Here is a 17,817-nt window from a genome sequence, read left to right on the forward strand (position 1 = left end):
GCGTGAAACCCAGAAAATTCCTCTTGGAATTTTTGAGGTCTCACGCTTATTTCTGAAGGAGCTACTTCACATTATCGCCAAATAATTACTGGATCTTCTGCTTGCACGATCCTGTCACTCTGGGATAAGAGAAAATCTACTGCGGAGGCGCCGATTTTTTTAGGGGAGAAATCAATAGTCGAAAAGGCTAATATCTCACTATATGGTAGATTTCCTTCACCTATGACAGTGAAATCTTTTTTATGAATGAATCCTGCCTGTTTCATTCCTGAAATTACACCGGCTGCTGTATCATCGCCATTGACATAGATTACCTCTGGAATAGAGGCGTGAGTTGTAATCTCTATTGCGAACGCATAGCCATCTGCATAGGTTTCGATACCAGTGAAATAGTTTTTTCCTTCAATCGCCTTTCCAAAATACGTTTCATAAGCAGTTAATTTGTTTTTTGTGGTCTGGCTTTGTGAGGCACTGCGTTTAGTGGTAAAGATGACCCTGGAAATACCACGAGCATGCAGGGTAAGGAACAATTGATCATACGCTTTTTTTCGATCTGGATAAATCATGGCAAGGTCGTCATTGTCCATCTTTTCAGTTGAAACGATTTTTCCTTTGAAGCGAAGAGGTTCAAGTAGCTCATCATTTTTTGTTCGTGACGTTAGAATAAGACCGTCGATCATTTTTTGCTCTAGTAGTGTGTAATAGTGATTCTCCGTCTCCTTTTCATAATAAGTAGGGAGTAATAATACTTGATACCCTTTACTTTTTGCCTGATACAAGATACTGTCCACCAATTGATTATAACAAGAACTGTTGTTAGGCAAGGTAACACCTAAAGTATAGGTTTCTCCTTTACTCAATTTTACAGCATTACCGTTCACCACATAGTTCGTCTCTTCAATAACGGATTGAACTTTTTTTCGTAAAGCATCGGACACGTAACGATCGTTATTTATCACTCTGGAAACGGTAGATTTGGATACTCCTGACATTTTTGCGATCTCTCGAATCGTAACGATGGGATTTTCCTCCTTTTCTCTTGACTTGGGACGCGTCCCAGTAGGTATACTTTCTTTTGAAAGGTGGTAATGGAATGACAATCAAAATGATCGCTGTAGATATGGATGGTACATTTTTGAATGATCAAAAGAAATACAATGAGGAACGCTTTAAGAAACTTTTTGACTTACTACAGGAAAAAGGAATAAAGTTTGTTGTAGCAAGTGGAAATCAATATTTCCAGTTGCGTTCATTCTTCCCTGATCTTTATAAAAGTATAGCATTCGTAGCAGAAAATGGGGCAAATATTTTAATTGGTGAAGACCATGTGTACAATGCAGAATTACGTCCTGAAAAAATCGTTCAGACATTAGATGTATTGGAAGAGTTAGCGCCCATGAACTTGATCTTATGTGGGAAACAGAGTGCCTATCTCTCTAATACGGTTTCTAAGGAGTTGTTTGAACGTGCAAGTTTTTATTACCCTAAGCTTGAAAAGGTAGAAGACCTGTATACGTTAGCTAAGGGAGAAGAAACGATTTTCAAGTTTGCTTTATCCTTCGATGAGCAAGAAGCGGTAGAAAAACTAACAGCCTTAAAAAATTCTTTAGGAGAGGGATTGATACCGGTCTCTAGTGGTCATGGAGATATCGATTTGATCATCCCTGGTGTTCACAAATTAAACGGGTTACGATTGTTAGGCAAAAAATGGGGGATCAGTGATGATGAGATTGCTACGTTTGGCGATAGCGGGAATGACTTTGAAATGATCCAACAGATCAAGCACAGTTTTGCTATGGAAAATGGACAGCCCAAGATCAAAGAAGCAGCTACGACGATTATAGGATCAAATAATACAGAGGCTGTACTCGATACGATCCAAGCAATTGTAGAAGAGAAATATACGTAACTTAGTGGTGATAAATTACCGAAACATTGAGCTATAAGAAATAAGGCGTCATCCACGAAAATTGTTTTTTAAATTTTTGTGGATGACGCCTTATTTTTTGAAGAGGTTACTTTTGTTCCAGCCGTTGATTTGGTTTTAGGTGGTGCAAGAGGGTTATTGTTCCAGACACTTGTGGTACTGATTTTTTAAGGTCTGTGTTTATTTTTTGATGATCATATTGATGGCTTGTTCCATTTTTTTTGCTTGTTCCTCCACACTGTTTTCTGGATGCTCCAAGCAGTTTTTTAAATTTTCGGCAACGATCATCCCCATGACACGATCAATACTTGAACGAACAGCGCTTAATTGCGTAATGATATCCATGCACTCTTTTTCCTCGTCAATCATTTTTTGGATACCACGAATTTGTCCTTCTGTACGTCTCAAGCGATTTAGAATTGTTTTGTTGTCAATAGTCATCATAGAACCTCCCACTCTTTTTTTGCAAATAATACCCTATATAGGTATTATTTGCAAATGAAAACTGCAACTTTTTGAAATTAAAAGTTTTAATGGTTGACATAATCACATTTATCGTGTTGAATATACCCCAGCAGGTATATTTTTCTAAAAAAAGAGGAGAGAATGAACATGGGATTATTTCAACTTAGTCAATCAATAACAGTAAAGGATTTGCAAGATAAATTAAAAGAAAACATCCAATTGATCGATGTTAGAACACCAGCTGAATACCGAGGCGGGCATATTAAGCAAGCGGAAAATATTCCTTTACACCGTATTAGTACGTATAATGGGGATAAACAAGCACCAGTATACGTTATTTGTCAGTCAGGAATGCGTAGTAAGCAAGCAACGAAAGAATTAAAAAATCTTGGTTATCAGGCGATCAATATCCGTGGCGGGATGAATCAATGGTTTGGGGAAAAGATTGGAGGGAGATAAAAAATGAAATTTGTGATAATTGGCGGTGTTGCTGGAGGGATGTCTGCGGCCACTCGTTTAAGACGACTGCAAGAAGATGCAGAAATCATTGTTTTTGAAAAAGGGCCCAATGTTTCTTTTGCTAATTGTGGCCTCCCTTACTATCTTTCTGGTGAAATCGATGAAAGAGAAAAGCTCTTGATCCAAACACCTGAAAGTTTAGCTGCACGCTTTCGTTTGGACGTTCGAGTGGAGCATGAAGTCACAGCGATTTTTCCAGAAACAAAAGAAGTGGAAGTTTCTCATGGAGGGGAATCTCGCAAAGAAACGTATGATGCCCTTTTGCTTTCTCCAGGAGCTAAACCCTTTATACCTGAGATCACAGGCTTGTCTGAGGCAAAAAATGTATTTACTGTGAGAAATGTTCCAGATGTTGATGCTATCATGGAAAAATTAGAGGAACAACCTCGTAAAGCAGTAGTTATTGGCGCCGGTTTTATTGGGATCGAAGTAGCAGAAAATCTAAAAAAACGTGGATTGGATGTAACGATCGTCGAACGGACTCCGCAAGTCGTACCGACGTTGGATGAAGAGATGGCTTCTTTTATACAAAAAGAATTAGAAAATAATGATGTTCAAGTTTTAACAAATTGTGCTGTTACTAGTTTTGAAGAACAAGGAAACATGCTTCGTCTAGAAAATGGCGAAATGTTAGAGTCAGATTTGACGATTCTTTCGGTGGGGGTCCAACCAGATAGTCGCTTAGCTGAGATGGCAGGTTTAACGTTGGGATTACGTGGCGGTATCGTTGTGGATGAGCATTATCAAACGAGTGATCCGGTCATCTTTGCAGTAGGAGATGCGATTGTCGTGAAACATCAAATCACGAAGGAACCTGCATTGATTTCTTTAGCTTCGCCTGCGAATCGACAAGGACGACAAGCTGCTGATAACATGGCTGGGCGGCCACGCCTGAATCAAGGCAGCCTTGGAACGGCTATTGTTCGAGCATTTGGTCAGACAGCTGCCTCCACAGGTATCACAGAACGACAAGCAAAAAAAGCAGGTTTATCTTTTCAAGTCCTCCATGCTTCAGGTAAAGATCATGCTGGCTATTACCCTGGTGCAACGGACTTGTTGTTGAAATTGATCTTCCATCCGGAAACTGGGGAAATCTATGGAGCTCAAGGAATCGGTCAAAAAGGAGTAGATAAACGAATCGATATTCTTGCGACAGCCATTAAAGGGCATTTGACAGTCTTCGACCTGCCAGAGTTAGAACTGACTTATGCACCGCCTTTTGGTTCAGCGAAAGATCCAGTAAATATGCTAGGTTATATTGCGATGAATGTCATCGAAGGATTGAGTGAGATGATACAGTGGCATGAATTGCCAGAAGAATTAGCACATGGGAAACAATTGCTTGATGTTCGGAATAAGGAAGAATTGCAAAAAGGTTATTTCCCAAAAGCTAGCCATATCCCTTTATCTGAATTGCGTCAACGATTGGACGAATTGGATAAAGAACAAGAATATATCGTCAGTTGTCATAGTGGATTACGTAGCTACTTAGCAGAAAGAATCTTGAAACAAGCGGGATTCACTGTGAAAAATTTAGATGGCGCTTTTTCTTTGTACCAAGCCGTCAGACCAGATGAATTATGCTATCCTCAAGGGTAGAACTTGAGGATGTAACCGATTAGATTTGTAAGGGAAGTAGTAAGCTTGGATGATCGTTTTTCTATTTTTAGAACTTGGGGCGCTTTTTTAGGCTGTTTTTTGAAGGATAGGAGCTGACGAATGTCAAAACTCCAACCTTTCATCGATACAACTAGACAGAATACGTCAATTGTTTATAGGCGATTCCTCAGTTTTTTTCTATAATGAACAACTAGTGAAAATGAAAGGGGATGGCAGAGATGCACAAAATAAAAAAAGTACTTTTTGCTGCACTGATCGCCAGCAGTTTCTTTCTTTGTCAGACAGTCCGGGCAGATTCAAGTCAACCAGCATCAGAAACCAGTGAGTCACAGATCCAGGAGAGTCAGGAGCCACTAGAGTCGTCACATACACCTCTTAACGAAACTGATCCATCAGATTCGACTCGCTGGGAGAAGTTGGAGCAACAACGTAAAGAAGTGGAAGATACGTTGGAACAAGCGAAACAACAACTTATCGAAAAACAAAGGGAAATCGATCAAACAATGAACGATTTAGCAAATCAAGCAGCGAGTGATCGCGATGAGTTAGCTGAGAAAATAGCTGAAGAGCGAGAAAAAGCCGAATTAGCAAAACAAAAAATAGCATCTGCGACCCAACGGGCAACCGAAGTACAAACGGAATTGCAAGATTTAGCAACGTCTACTGTTGCGTCAGTGGATCAGACACAAGCGGATATTCAAGCAGCTCGTACGGAAATCCATGAAAAAGCAGCAGAAGCTCAAGCGGCAATGGCCGATTTCGAAGCAAGAAAAGCAGATTTGTCTGCCAGTATCGAAAGAATCAAGGCGACCTTACATTCCGTTGGAAAACGGTCGGTAGAAGCGGGGACAGTTACTGAAACAGAAACAAAAGTAGTGGCAGAACAACCCACGAAGACATTACCAAAAACGACCGATCGTCGGTCAATTTATTTGTCAGTGATCGGTAGCTTGTGCTTGCTGGTTGTTTTTGTCGGTGCTGTGTATCAAAAAAGAGTTTGAGAGTGACATCTCAAACTCTTTTTTGTTGTTTGAAAACAACGGATTGATTATTGGTCTATATTTATTTTGAAAAATAAATAGTCGAATAATAGATTTTTTCGTTCGTTTTCGTTGTTTTTACTGGTTTTTTGAATGTATTCAATCAATGCTTCCTATTTTTTTGGATAAATGGTATACTCGTTTTATTGTTTTTAGATATTTTCTAGAAAATTTACAAAAATAACGATAAACGCTCTTTCACGAGCGGAGAGAAAATAGGAGTGGAAAGAATGAAAGCATATATGCAACGAATGGGTCGCTCATTGATGTTGCCAGTAGCAGTCTTACCAGCGGCTTCTTTACTGGTTGGTCTTGCGAATTGGTTCGTAGGAGTAGGCATCAGTAATGCGGGAACGACCTTCTTAATGAATGCGGGGCTAGCGATTCTTAACCATCTTGCCTTATTGTTTGCGGTGGGTTTGGCATTGGGAATGTCAAAAGACAAAGATGGATCAGCTGCTTTGGCAGGATTGGTCGCTTACTTGATCCCTCAAACCGTTTTATCTGCGGATTCAGTACAAGGATTATTGCATCTGGGAGATCTCACTGAAGTCAATCCGGCTTTCAATACAATGGATAACAATGTATTTGTTGGAATCGTGGCAGGATTAGTCGCTGCTGCGATGTATAATCGGTTTAGCCAAGTGAAATTACCTATGGCCTTATCATTTTTTAGTGGGAAACGCTTAGTTCCGATCATGTCTGCCTTGAGCATGTTGGTTATTTCTGCGATATTATTATTTATTTGGCCAACTGTTTATGATGTGCTGGTTTCCTTTGGGAAGGGGATTTCTCAATTAGGGTTTGTCGGTGCAGGGCTATACGGTTTCTTTAATCGTTTATTGATTCCAACAGGCTTACATCATGCATTGAATTCTGTTTTTTGGTTCGATGTGGCAGGTATCAATGATATTGGGAACTTTTTAGCTGGACAACAAGCGTTAGATAGTGGAAAAGCAATAATTGGACAAACCGGTATGTATCAAGCTGGTTTTTTCCCAGTCATGATGTTCGGTTTACCTGCTGGGGCCTTTGCTATTTATCAAAGTGCACGTCCAGAAAAGAAAAAACAAGTCGCTTCCTTGATGCTAGCAGCTGGTTTTGCTGCGTTCTTTACAGGTGTGACTGAACCATTAGAATTTTCATTTATGTTTGTGGCGTGGCCGTTGTATGTTATCCATGCCATTTTTACAGGAATTTCATTAGCAATCAGTGCCTTTTTCCATTGGACAGCTGGTTTTGCTTTTAGCGCTGGTTTTGTGGATTACTTTTTGTCGTTGCAGAATCCAGTCGCCAATCAACCATTGATGTTGCTTGTTCAAGGAGTATTTTTTGCAGCTATCTATTATTTTGGCTTCCGCTTTGCCATCAACAAGTTCAATTTGATGACGCCAGGAAGAGAAACAGAAATTGGCGAAGAGACACCTGATATTGCTACGGGAACTAATGAATTTAGCCAACTAGCTGCGGTGATCTATGATGCACTAGGTGGAAAAGAAAATGTAAAAGCAATCGATAATTGTACGACACGTTTGCGTCTACAGGTAAAAGACACAGCAAAAGTAAATCAAGAAGCGATTAAACAAACTGGCGTCCCAGGGGTAAAAGTAATTGATCAAACAAATATCCAAGTCATTGTAGGTACACAGGTCCAATTTGTGGCAGACGAAATGACGAAACTCCAACAAGGTAGTAAGGGAGAGCGAGAGACCGCTCAATCAATTCCTCACCCAGATGTGCCGGTTTCTGCTTCAAAGACAAGTAAGGAAACAGTTGAACTCTATGCACCGGCGCTCGGTAAAATCATTCCGATCACTGAAGTCGGTGATCCTGTTTTTGCAGAAAAAATGATGGGTGATGGCTATGCAGTCCTGCCGGAAGCAAAAGAAATATTTGCACCAATCAGTGGAACGATCACTAGTATTTTTCCGACGAAACATGCACTGGGGATCGAAACAGACAATGGGCTTGAAGTGTTGGTGCATATGGGAATCAACACCGTTGATTTACAAGGAGAACCCTTCACTCTTTATGTCAAACAAGCACAACGAGTGGAACGAGGTCAATTATTGGCAGTTGTTGACTTAGCGATGCTAGAAAAAGCAGGCAAACAAACAGATATGATCGTTGTATTTACAAATAGTGAGAAAGTTGAAAGTCTAACCATAGAAAAAAGAGCGATGGTTGAGGCAAATGAGGTGATTGGACAAGTCCAGTCATTGTGAAGCGTATGTGAAAAAAACGAGTGGAGACCCTAGAAATATGGCAGGTCTTCACTCGTTTTTTTGTTTCGTTTTTGTTAAATCAATCGAACAGCCGTCCCGCTACAAGTGACCATCAACATCCCATTATCTGAACCTAAGACTTCATAATCCATCTTCATCCCGATGATCGCATTTGCGCCAAGTGCTTCTGCGCGTTGCGCCATTTCAGCTAATGCTTCTTCTCTTGCTGTTAATAATTCCCCTTCATAACTTTTTGAGCGTCCACCAAAAACGTTACGAATCCCTGCACCCAAATCTTTTAAGACGTTGATCCCCGTAATGACTTCACCAAAAACAATTCCCTCATAAGACTCAATGACTTGATGTTCTACGCTATTTGTTGTTGTAATGATCATTTTGATCACTCCTTTCTTTAAGGAAAGTATAGCAAATATCTCTTTTTAGTCCTATCTTTATCTTCACGTGAATAAAAAAACTATCGTTCGGTATATCGCATTATTTCCATTACCCATAGGAGTTGATATATACTTAATACAGAATCAAGAAAACCCTTACAAAAAGGGTGCTAAACTGAAGGAGGGGAATTCGTTGAAGAAAAGTATCTTATTGCTTTCTCATAGTAAGAAGGTCACAGACGGCATCAAAGAGATGATTGAACAAATGCAACAGACGGATGACGTAGAAGTATTATCACTTGGCGGAATCGAAGACGGAGAACTCGGTTCTGATCCGATGAAGATCGTTGATGCCGTCAATCAATCAGCCGATTCATCTGCTTATTTTGTCTTTGCTGATCTTGGTAGCGCAGTGATGAATTCAGAATTGGCAAAAGATTTATTGGAGGAAGCCCAAAAAAAAAACTACTACTTGGTGGACGCCCCCTTAGTAGAAGGAGCCTTTGCGGCTGCTATTACAGCAGGAACAACCGACAATATCGAACAAATCATAGAAGAAGCGCAACAAGCAGGGAAGAAAGGGTGGCTGTAAATTGAAAAAAATCATGAATGAACCAGGGAATATCGTAGAAGAAATGCTAGAAGGAATCGTAAAGAGTTATCCAGAGCTAGTACATCGTGTAGCAGATTCTCGTGTAATTGCTAAAAATCAGTTGAACGAACAAGTCGGGTTAGTTTCTGGAGGTGGTAGTGGACATGAACCAGCTCACGCAGGTTTTGTCGGAGATGGCATGTTAAGTGCAGCAGTTTTGGGGGATGTTTTTACCTCACCGACACCTGATCAAATCCAACTAGCGATCAAAGAAGCAGATCAAGGAAAAGGTGTGTTATTGATCATCAAAAACTATACTGGAGATATATTGAATTTTGAAATGGCAAAAGAGTTAGCTGCTATGGATGAAATTGACGTCGAAGAAGTAGTGGTCGATGATGATATCGCGGTAGAAAACAGCACGTATACGGCAGGAAAACGTGGCGTAGCGGGGACCATTCTGGTTCATAAGATTTTAGGAGATGCTGCCAAAAATGGCGCGAGCTTGACTCAACTGAAGGAATTAGGAGAGCAAGTAGTTGCTGCGACCAAAACAATTGGTGTCGCATTACGGGCTGCGACTGTCCCAGAAGTAGGGAAGCCTGGCTTTGACCTAAATGAAGATGAAATCGAATACGGCGTAGGGATCCATGGCGAACCAGGTTATCGTCGAGAAAAACTTCAACCCTCTAAATTATTAGCGAAAGAATTAGTCACGAAAATTTTGAGTGAGTATACTGAAAAACCAAAAGAAGTCGGTGTCTTAGTGAATGGGATGGGCGGCACACCGTTGATGGAACAATTTGTATTTATGAATGATGTGTTGACGTTGTTGAGTGAAGAACAAGTGGATGTTACTTTCCATAAAGTTGGTGATTTGATGACTTCATTGGATATGCAGGGACTATCGTTAACAATGGTTGACTTAACAGAAACCACTTGGAAAGAAGCTTTAACAAGTCACGTAGAAACGATTGCATGGTAAAGGATGATGAAAAGATGAAGTTGACGGTAAAAGAGATCCAAGCATGGCTGACTCGCTTTGCTGAAGAGATCAAAGAGAAAAAAGCGTACCTAAGTGATTTAGATACCCCCATTGGCGATGGGGATCATGGGAATAATATGGGAAGAGGTGTGACAGCCTATGAAGCATCTTTTCAACAGGGGGCACCTGACACTATCAGTGATACCTTCAAGATGTTTTCTATGGCAATGATTTCCAAAGTAGGAGGCGCCTCGGGTCCTCTTTACGGTTCTGCGTTTATGAATTTGATGAAAGCAACAAAAGGAGTAGAGCAGATCGACTCACAGGAACAATTAGGTGAAATCATCCGTGAAGGAGCGAACGGCATCCAAGCAAGAGGAAAAGCGGAACAAGAAGATAAAACCATGTTAGATGTTTGGTTCCCTGTGGCTGACGCATTAACCGCAGGAAATCTTACGAAGGAAGTAATTGAACAGGCAAAAGAACACACAGCAGGATTAGTCGCGAAAAAAGGACGTGCTTCTTATTTAGGTGAACGTTCAGTCGGACATATTGATCCTGGTGCGGCATCTAGTGCCATCTTGTTTACTACGTTATTAGAAATAATCGACGAAATATAAAAAGGTTGGAAAGAAGTATCTAGCCTCGACAAATAAAGCGTCATCCACAGTGTTAACTTATGTGGATGACGCCTTTTTTTGTTCTGTCGTTTATCCCAATTCAGGAAAGATAAGTGGTTACTTGCTAGATATTCCCAATACCCCCGCCCACTTCCGGGTGATTGATTTCATCAACAACTGAGACTGTAACCGTTTTTTCGACTCTTGGATCTTCTGTTACGCCAAATGTCACGGCAAATTCGCCAGTTTTGTTTACTTCAATCGAGGAATGCTTCACGTAAACATTTGCCTTTTGACCAAGGAGAGTCACTGCATTCGCGCCGGTTGCTTGGATCAGCGAGAGGTCATCCGTTTGACCTAACTGGACAGTTGCATCGAATGCTTGTAAAAAGAATCTAGAAGGAATAGTGTTATCTGAAGTGACGGTAAGATTGACAGTTTTAGTAAATAAACTTGAGTCTCCTTTGAGACCGAATGTAACAGTGTAGTTTCCTGGCTCAGACTTGATTGTGGAGTGTTTGATTTCTACAGGCAAAGAATGTCCTAAAATATCAGTTACCTTGGCATCAGTCATGACAATCAACGTTTGTTCGTCCAATTGGTCGATCGAGACAGTAGCATCAGATGCGTCGACAAAGTAAAGACTTTCTTGCTCGTTCCCTGCGTCATTAGTAACTGTGACTTGGACTGTCTTGCGGATCTTTGGTTCTTCTTTGATCCCTAAAACGATTTGATACGTACCAGGGGTATCACTCACTATATTTGATTTCTTGATCACGACATCTACTGGATAGCCGCTAGAAGTCGTCGCTTGCGCATTTGTTGCTTGAAGGATTGCTGTTTCATCTACTTGCCCCACCTGAACCGTTCCATCGTCAGCAGTTAATTGATAAATACCATAAGTCGGACAGTCTTCAAGGTTATCGACGACAGTGACTGTGATTTCTTTTTCTACTGAAGACATGATCGTTGTACCAATTGTTGCACGATAGACACCTGGCGCGTTTTGTACATTGGCTGACTTGATGATTGGAGGGACTTCTACGCCAATTGAATTTGTGATGCGGGCATGAGAAGCTGTTAAAATATTCTCGTTAGAGGCTTCACCAACTTCCAATGTAACATCTGTCCCGCTAATGGCAAAAGCACCAATGAAATCAGTTTCGCCAGCTGTTGGATGTATTTCCTCAGCGCCAACAGGTTGAGAGACGTTCAAGTATGATACTGCACATAAAATCGCACTAGCAGATAAAGCAATTTTCAAAATCATCGATTTCATTTTTTATTCCTTCTTTCTAAAATAATTTTATTATCTATAACAATATAACAGCCGTTTGAGTTATTAACGTAACGACAATTATGTAATTAAAGAAAAATTGGTGCGTGCAATATGAATAATATTTTTCAACAGATCGAGCAGTAAATGATTCAATATTCTAGCAGTAGAATCAATAAAGGCTTATCCAATTCAATCAAGCTTCGTCTATCTCAAGATTCAAAAGCGACGTTATTTTTTATTGTTCGATTGATCAAGAAAAATTTTTTTGTTGACAAAAAAAACAGTGCGTTCTAAGATAGGAGATAGATGAATAAGGAATTAGACGATGAATAAAACGAAGTAGTGGGTAAAGCCAATGTTTCAGAAAGCTAGTGGTTGCTGTGAACTAGTACATGCTTTAGCGCGAATTACATTTTAGGAGTCTATGGCATGAAGCCACGCGACAGCGTTAAATGTTAGAGAGATATGTTTGGAAAACAAACATATAATTTGGGTGGTACCGCGAATTTTCGTCCCTTGACTTGATTGTCAAGGGATTTTTTTGTTGTCTGCCCGTTAATAAATGACATGCTGGCAGGGACCTGCTTTCATAAAAAAAGATATGGAGGGAAATGTTATGAATATTATTGATGAATTAACTTGGCGTGATGCCATTAACCAACAAACCAACGAAGAAAGACTTCGCGAGCTTGTTGAAGAAAAGAGTATCTCGCTTTACTGTGGTGTCGATCCAACAGGAGATTCGATGCATATTGGGCATTTGATCCCATTCATGATGATGAAAAGATTCCAATTAGCAGGGCATCATCCATACATCCTGATTGGTGGAGGAACTGGAACGATCGGTGATCCAAGTGGACGGACAAGCGAACGTGTTTTACAAACGATGGAACAAGTCCAACATAATGTAGATGCACTATCGAACCAAATGCGTAAACTTTTTGGGAAAGATGCCAATATCACATTTGTGAACAACTATGACTGGTTATCAAATATTTCTTTATTAGAATTTTTAAGAGACTACGGAAAAAACTTCAACATCAATACGATGTTAGCGAAAGATATCGTGGCAAGTCGTTTGGAAGTCGGAATTTCATTTACCGAATTTACTTACCAAATCTTGCAATCGATCGACTTCTTGCACTTACACAGAACATACGATGTGCAATTACAGATCGGTGGAGCTGACCAATGGGGAAATATCACTGCTGGTTTAGATCTGATCCGTAAATTAGAAGGACCAGAAGCGGAAGCCTTTGGGTTGACGATTCCATTGATGCTGAAAGCAGATGGAACAAAGTTCGGAAAAACTGCCGGTGGTGCAATCTGGCTAGACCCTGAAAAAACATCCCCTTACGAATTCTACCAATTCTGGTTGAATCAAGATGATCGGGATGTTGTGAAATACTTGAAATTCTTTACTTTCTTATCGCAAGAAGAAATCAATGAATTAGCGAAAAAAGTGGAGACAGAACCTGAAAAACGTGAAGCACAACGCCGTTTGGCAGAAGAAGTGACACGTTTTGTCCACAGCGAAGAAGACTTACAAGAAGCACAAAAAATCACAGCTGCATTGTTCTCTGGAAATATCAAAGAACTAAATGCGTCAGAAATCGAACAAGGCTTTGGAAACATGCCGAATGTAGAGATTTCAAGTACCCCTGAAAATATCGTGGAACTACTTGTTTCCACAAAAATCGAGCCATCAAAACGTCAAGCGCGTGAAGATGTGTCGAACGGAGCTATAAGTATTAACGGTGATCGCGTAACCGATTTAAATTTTGTCATTGATCCAGCTACAGAATTTGATGGTAAATTCGTAGTGATCAGAAAAGGGAAAAAACGCTACTTTTTGGCCAAAGTAGTTGATTAGAATTTAGTAATTTTTTACCTTGTAAAAGGTCTATTCCATTACAAAATTCCAATTTTTGAAACTTATCCTAATAGTTACGCCGGTTGTCGTTAATACAATCACGAGGAGAGAATTTACATTTGTAAATTCCCTCCTTTTTTTAATTTTTATCAATTGTGCCAACAATTCAAACAATTAAAAACATTAAAATGAAATGAGGAAAATAGAAAAAGTGATATTTACAGAAATAAAAAACAGGTGTAATCTAAGCCTCGACAAAATTTAATTAATTTTTTTTAGGAGGGTTTCAAATGGAATCAAAGGGAAATGATTTAAATTTGAATGCACTATTCATTGGAGACAAAGCAGAGAATGGCCAAATCTATAAAGCTTTGTTGAATGAATTAGTGGACGAACACTTAGGATGGCGTCAAAATTATATGCCACAAGATATGCCGATCATTACGCCGGAAGAAAAAAGCAGTGAAAGCTTCGCGCACACGATCAATAAAACAAAAGATGTGTTAGCTGAAATCTCTACGCGGATGCGTACACACTCTGTCCCATGGCATAATGCAGGTCGTTATTGGGGTCATATGAACTCTGAAACATTGATGCCATCATTATTAGCCTATAATTTTGCGATGCTCTGGAATGGAAATAACGTCGCATATGAATCTTCTCCAGCAACAAGTCAAATGGAAGAAGAAGTCGGAATGGAATTTGCTACATTGATGGGGTACAAAAATGGCTGGGGCCATATCGTTGCAGATGGCTCATTAGCAAACTTAGAAGGTCTTTGGTATGCGCGCAACATCAAATCATTGCCACTTGCGATGAAAGAAGTGGCACCTGAATTGGTTTCAGGCAAGACAGATTGGGAATTGATGAATCTTTCAACTCGGGAAATCATTGATCTGTTAGATCAAGTGCCAGAAAAAATCGATGAGATCAAAGCACATTCTGCACGCAGTGGAAAACATCTACAACAATTAGGTAAATGGTTAGTACCACAAACAAAACACTATTCATGGTTGAAAGCAGCAGACATTATCGGTGTCGGCCTAGATCAAGTGATTCCAGTGCCAGTCGACCACAACTATCGCATGGACATCAAGGAACTTGAAACAATCATCCGTGAATTAGCAGCAGAACACACACCAGTTTTAGGTGTCGTTGGTGTCGTTGGTTCTACAGAAGAAGGGGCAATCGATGAAATCGACAAGATCGTTGAATTACGTCGCGTCCTAGAAAAAGAAGGGATTTATTTCTATCTACACGTAGATGCTGCTTATGGTGGTTACGGACGTGCGATCTTCCTTGATGAAAACAATCAATTCATCCCATTTGATCAATTAAAAGAAGTACACGCAAAACATCATGTCTTCACAGAAAATAAAGATTATCTTTTAGAAGAAGTACACCGTGCATATCAAGCAATTGAAGAAGCAGAATCAGTGACGATCGATCCGCATAAAATGGGCTATGTCCCTTACTCTGCTGGAGGTATCGTGATCCAAGACATCCGTATGCGCGATGTGATCTCTTACTTTGCAACCTATGTATTTGAAAAAGGAGCAGATATCCCAGCGTTGCTTGGTGCCTATATTTTGGAAGGATCAAAAGCCGGAGCAACTGCTGCAAGTGTTTGGGCAGCGCATCATGTACTACCGCTTAATGTGACTGGTTATGGTAAATTGATGGGCGCATCGATTGAAGGCGCACATCGTTTCTTCCACTTCTTGAACAATTTAACCTTCAAAGTGGGAGATAAAGAAATCGAAGTTCATCCATTGACTTATCCAGATTTCAATATGGTTGATTATGTATTCAAAGAAAAAGGAAATGATGATCTGGTAGCAATGAATCAGTTGAACCATGATGTGTATGACTATTCTTCTTATGTCAAAGGAAGCATCTATGGCAATGAATTCTTGACATCTCATACAGACTTTGCAATTCCAGATTATGGCAATAGCCCACTTCAATTTGTAAAACAATTAGGATTTACAGAAGAAGAATGGGAACGTGCTGGAAAAGTCACAGTCTTACGTGCCAGTGTCATGACGCCGTATATGAATAAAGCAGAACATTTTGAAGAATATGCGGAAAAAATCAAAGCAGCGCTTCAAAGTAAATTGGAAAAAATCTATGCAGATCAGTTAGTGGCAAACGAAACAAAATAAACGTAAATATTATGATTAGCGAAGAGAAAGCAAGTAGAATGAGCGCTCATTTCTCGTTCGAAACGAATAAAGAATGAGCCTCCTTTCTCTTATCGAATCTTTCATGTTGGAGTGCCTTTGAAGCTTGATGATCCAAGCAAAAAATACTCAAAGCACAAGTTGGCCATACGTTTGCTTTTATTTGCTGTTAATGAAAAGTTTCAAAGACACGCCTATTTATTTATTAATAAGGAGAGTGTCAAAATTGAGTAAAGCTCAAGTAAGTAAAATGGGGCTAGGAACATTTATTGGTTTGACCATGGCGCTATGTGCCACTGTTCGTAGTATCCCAACATTGTCAGCTGTTGGTTGGACATTGATTTTTTACACGATTTTTGCCGTCTTGTTTTTTGCTGGACCCATTTCAATGATTTCTGGTGAATTATCAACGATGCTGCCACAAGAAGGCGGCCCGCAACTTTGGGTCAAAACAGCTCTAGGTAGTAAATGGGGATTTGTCGTTGCATGGTTGCTCTGGGTGCAAATGTTCCCAGGAATGGTCATGGTCGCTTCTACCTTAGGTCCATTGTTAGGGAATACGTTTGGGAACGCCGCTCTTGGCAACAATCACTACTTCGTTTTAGGGTGTATCTTGGTCATCTACTGGATCATCACCTTGCTCAACTTGAAGTTTGACATGGCGAAAGTCGGCGGGAATATTGGTGTTTGGTTGGGCGTTTATATTCCTGTGGTGATCATGTTTGTTTTGGGGATCTTAGCGTTTTTCAAAGTGGGACTTGTTTCAAATGGCTATTTAGGGGATTTTTCATGGTCGAAAGCACTGCCTGATCTACAACACAGTGATTCATTGAAATATTTGGCAGGGATCACATTTATCTTTGTAGGGATCGAAATGAGCTCAGTGTATATGCCTCGTTTGAAAGATGCGACGAAGAACTATACTAAAGGGGTCTTTATTGCATTGATCGGACTAGTTTTATTGAATGTCATCAACGCCTTGTTTGTTGCAAATGTCGTACCAGAAGGAACAATGGAATTGGCAAACATCACACAACCAGTATTGATCTATTGTGATATTTTAGGATTGCCAACGATCATCGGTAATATCTTCAGCTTTATGGTCTTCATTGGTGTGTTATTACAATTGTCTGCTTGGGTAACTGGACCTTCTAAAACGATCATCCAAGTAGCACGTGAAGGATTCTTACCACCAAAATTTGGCTTCCATAAAGAAAATGAATATGGTGTTTCAAGAAATGTGGTGTTGACGCAATCAGTAGTTATTTCCCTCTTTGCGTTACTTTATGGCGTCATGGATGATGTAAGTGCGGTCTTTCTTACATTGACGAATGCAACAACAGTGATTTATTGCATCGTATATCTCTTGATTGCCATATCTTTAGTGAAAATGAGAACTAGCCATCCAGAATTGCCTCGTCCTTATCGAATCGGTAAAAAAGGAAATGGCTTTGCGTGGCTGGTTAGCTGTATGCTGATGTTGGCAATTATCGCCGTTGTTGTTTCAACGTTAGGAACTTCAACATTAGCGGATGCATTGCTTGTTGCGGTCATCGCGATCGTGATGTTCGTTATTCCGCTGATCATCAATCGCGTGAAGAAAACAACCTGGTTGACTGATGTTGAAGCAGACTTAAAAGAATAGTGGGGGAAACTCCCTCTTAGAGGATATAAAACAACGAGGTTGTGACAGAAGTGTTCAGCTCCGAGAAATAAGCGTGAAATCCCGAAAATTGTTCTTCAAATTTTTTGGGTTTCACGCTTATTTCTGAAGGAGTTACTTCTGGAACACCGCTTATTCGGTTCTAGGGGATGCAAGGTGACTAATATCCCGGGCTCGTTGTTTTTCTTAAAAAATCAAGAGCAAAAAAAATAGAGCCGTCCCAACTTTTGGCGAAGTAGACGTGCTCTAATGCTCTATCAATGCCATCCGCTTTGAACGGACTACAGGGGGCATGTTAACGCATGCCTCTTTACCCACATTATTAGGGATTTTTAGAAAGAATGGAAGAGATTTCTTTTCTAGTTAAATACAAATGTGAACTTATCGTTAGTGGATCAGTTGATTACTAGTAAAATAAATAGCAAAGTATC

At 40.0% G+C, this 17,817-nt stretch carries 15 protein-coding genes and 1 other annotated feature; of the genes, 11 read left to right on the forward strand and 4 right to left on the reverse strand.

Features of this window, described 5'->3' with window-relative positions; translation table 11 throughout:
- Positions 1-71 precede the first annotated feature (71 nt).
- Positions 72-1,019, reverse strand: coding sequence for a LacI family DNA-binding transcriptional regulator (locus IGK77_RS02165; protein WP_074800555.1), 948 nt, complete (start codon positions 1,017-1,019; stop codon positions 72-74).
- Between the two features lie 74 nt (positions 1,020-1,093).
- Between IGK77_RS02165 and IGK77_RS02170 the strand changes: the two genes are divergently transcribed.
- Positions 1,094-1,909 (forward strand): Cof-type HAD-IIB family hydrolase, encoded by an 816-nt coding sequence (locus IGK77_RS02170; protein WP_074800454.1) that lies wholly within the window; start codon positions 1,094-1,096, stop codon positions 1,907-1,909.
- A gap of 198 nt (positions 1,910-2,107) precedes the next feature.
- On the opposite strand, the gene IGK77_RS02175 is transcribed toward IGK77_RS02170, so the two are convergent.
- Positions 2,108-2,368: a metal-sensitive transcriptional regulator gene (locus IGK77_RS02175; protein WP_010736403.1), complete on the reverse strand. Its 261-nt coding sequence runs from the start codon at positions 2,366-2,368 to the stop codon at positions 2,108-2,110.
- A 165-nt stretch (positions 2,369-2,533) separates the two neighbouring features.
- On the opposite strand from IGK77_RS02175, the gene IGK77_RS02180 reads away from it, so the two are divergent.
- The 4 genes from IGK77_RS02180 to nagE all read left to right on the forward strand — a co-directional run bounded on the left by IGK77_RS02180 (position 2,534) and on the right by nagE (position 7,796).
- Positions 2,534-2,851: a rhodanese-like domain-containing protein gene (locus tag IGK77_RS02180; RefSeq protein WP_176285325.1), complete on the forward strand. Its 318-nt coding sequence runs from the start codon at positions 2,534-2,536 to the stop codon at positions 2,849-2,851.
- Between the two features lie 3 nt (positions 2,852-2,854).
- Positions 2,855-4,510 (forward strand): FAD-dependent oxidoreductase, encoded by a 1,656-nt coding sequence (locus tag IGK77_RS02185; protein ID WP_074800451.1) that lies wholly within the window; start codon positions 2,855-2,857, stop codon positions 4,508-4,510.
- Between the two features lie 239 nt (positions 4,511-4,749).
- On the forward strand, positions 4,750-5,532 hold the full coding sequence (locus tag IGK77_RS02190; protein WP_074800448.1) for a hypothetical protein: 783 nt from the start codon (positions 4,750-4,752) through the stop codon (positions 5,530-5,532).
- A 269-nt stretch (positions 5,533-5,801) separates the two neighbouring features.
- Positions 5,802-7,796 (forward strand): N-acetylglucosamine-specific PTS transporter subunit IIBC, encoded by a 1,995-nt coding sequence (gene nagE, locus IGK77_RS02195; RefSeq protein WP_074800444.1) that lies wholly within the window; start codon positions 5,802-5,804, stop codon positions 7,794-7,796.
- Positions 7,797-7,870: 74 nt separating this feature from the next.
- Here the strand turns inward: nagE and IGK77_RS02200 are convergent, their stop codons facing one another.
- Entirely contained in the window at positions 7,871-8,191 is a 321-nt protein-coding gene (locus IGK77_RS02200) for a heavy metal-binding domain-containing protein (RefSeq protein WP_019722737.1), read from the reverse strand.
- A 193-nt stretch (positions 8,192-8,384) separates the two neighbouring features.
- On the opposite strand from IGK77_RS02200, the gene dhaM reads away from it, so the two are divergent.
- The 3 genes from dhaM to dhaL are packed head-to-tail and all read left to right on the forward strand — an operon-like array spanning position 8,385 to position 10,388.
- Positions 8,385-8,783: a dihydroxyacetone kinase phosphoryl donor subunit DhaM gene (gene dhaM / locus IGK77_RS02205; protein ID WP_074800441.1), complete on the forward strand. Its 399-nt coding sequence runs from the start codon at positions 8,385-8,387 to the stop codon at positions 8,781-8,783.
- A gap of 1 nt (position 8,784) precedes the next feature.
- Positions 8,785-9,768, forward strand: coding sequence for a dihydroxyacetone kinase subunit DhaK (gene dhaK / locus IGK77_RS02210; protein WP_074800438.1), 984 nt, complete (start codon positions 8,785-8,787; stop codon positions 9,766-9,768).
- A gap of 14 nt (positions 9,769-9,782) precedes the next feature.
- Entirely contained in the window at positions 9,783-10,388 is a 606-nt protein-coding gene (gene dhaL, locus IGK77_RS02215) for a dihydroxyacetone kinase subunit DhaL (RefSeq protein WP_074800552.1), read from the forward strand.
- A gap of 124 nt (positions 10,389-10,512) precedes the next feature.
- Here dhaL and IGK77_RS02220 read toward each other — a convergent pair whose 3' ends face one another.
- The gene (locus IGK77_RS02220) at positions 10,513-11,667 is read right to left on the reverse strand and encodes a hypothetical protein (RefSeq protein ID WP_074800435.1); all 1,155 of its coding nucleotides are present in this window, start codon (positions 11,665-11,667) and stop codon (positions 10,513-10,515) included.
- Positions 11,668-11,983: 316 nt separating this feature from the next.
- Positions 11,984-12,187 (forward strand) — a binding site (T-box leader).
- Positions 12,188-12,283: 96 nt separating this feature from the next.
- On the opposite strand from IGK77_RS02220, the gene tyrS reads away from it, so the two are divergent.
- From tyrS to tyrP, 3 genes are all read left to right on the forward strand, one after another.
- On the forward strand, positions 12,284-13,540 hold the full coding sequence (gene tyrS, locus IGK77_RS02225; RefSeq protein ID WP_010736393.1) for a tyrosine--tRNA ligase: 1,257 nt from the start codon (positions 12,284-12,286) through the stop codon (positions 13,538-13,540).
- 290 nt (positions 13,541-13,830) lie between these two features.
- Complete coding sequence (gene tdc / locus IGK77_RS02230; RefSeq protein WP_074800430.1) at positions 13,831-15,705, forward strand: tyrosine decarboxylase; 1,875 nt, start codon at positions 13,831-13,833, stop codon at positions 15,703-15,705.
- 244 nt (positions 15,706-15,949) lie between these two features.
- Entirely contained in the window at positions 15,950-17,368 is a 1,419-nt protein-coding gene (tyrP, locus tag IGK77_RS02235; RefSeq protein WP_074800427.1) for a tyrosine-tyramine antiporter, read from the forward strand.
- The last annotated feature ends 449 nt before the right edge of the window (positions 17,369-17,817 follow it).

Source organism: Enterococcus sp. DIV0806c (assembly GCF_051710905.1).
Classification (GTDB): Bacteria; Bacillota; Bacilli; order Lactobacillales; family Enterococcaceae; genus Enterococcus_B; species Enterococcus_B mundtii.

Bases quoted from the DNA above. Each gene is read 5' to 3' on its own strand.
- IGK77_RS02170 (WP_074800454.1), top strand. From the start codon at position 1,094: ATGACAATCAAAATGATCGCTGTAGATATGGATGGTACATTTTTGAAT.
- IGK77_RS02175 (WP_010736403.1), bottom strand. From the start codon at position 2,368: ATGACTATTGACAACAAAACAATTCTAAATCGCTTGAGACGTACAGAA.
- IGK77_RS02180 (WP_176285325.1), top strand. From the start codon at position 2,534: ATGAACATGGGATTATTTCAACTTAGTCAATCAATAACAGTAAAGGAT.
- IGK77_RS02185 (WP_074800451.1), top strand. From the start codon at position 2,855: ATGAAATTTGTGATAATTGGCGGTGTTGCTGGAGGGATGTCTGCGGCC.
- IGK77_RS02190 (WP_074800448.1), top strand. From the start codon at position 4,750: ATGCACAAAATAAAAAAAGTACTTTTTGCTGCACTGATCGCCAGCAGT.
- nagE (WP_074800444.1), top strand. From the start codon at position 5,802: ATGAAAGCATATATGCAACGAATGGGTCGCTCATTGATGTTGCCAGTA.
- IGK77_RS02200 (WP_019722737.1), bottom strand. From the start codon at position 8,191: ATGATCATTACAACAACAAATAGCGTAGAACATCAAGTCATTGAGTCT.
- dhaL (WP_074800552.1), top strand. From the start codon at position 9,783: ATGAAGTTGACGGTAAAAGAGATCCAAGCATGGCTGACTCGCTTTGCT.
- IGK77_RS02220 (WP_074800435.1), bottom strand. From the start codon at position 11,667: ATGAAATCGATGATTTTGAAAATTGCTTTATCTGCTAGTGCGATTTTA.
- tyrS (WP_010736393.1), top strand. From the start codon at position 12,284: ATGAATATTATTGATGAATTAACTTGGCGTGATGCCATTAACCAACAA.
- tdc (WP_074800430.1), top strand. From the start codon at position 13,831: ATGGAATCAAAGGGAAATGATTTAAATTTGAATGCACTATTCATTGGA.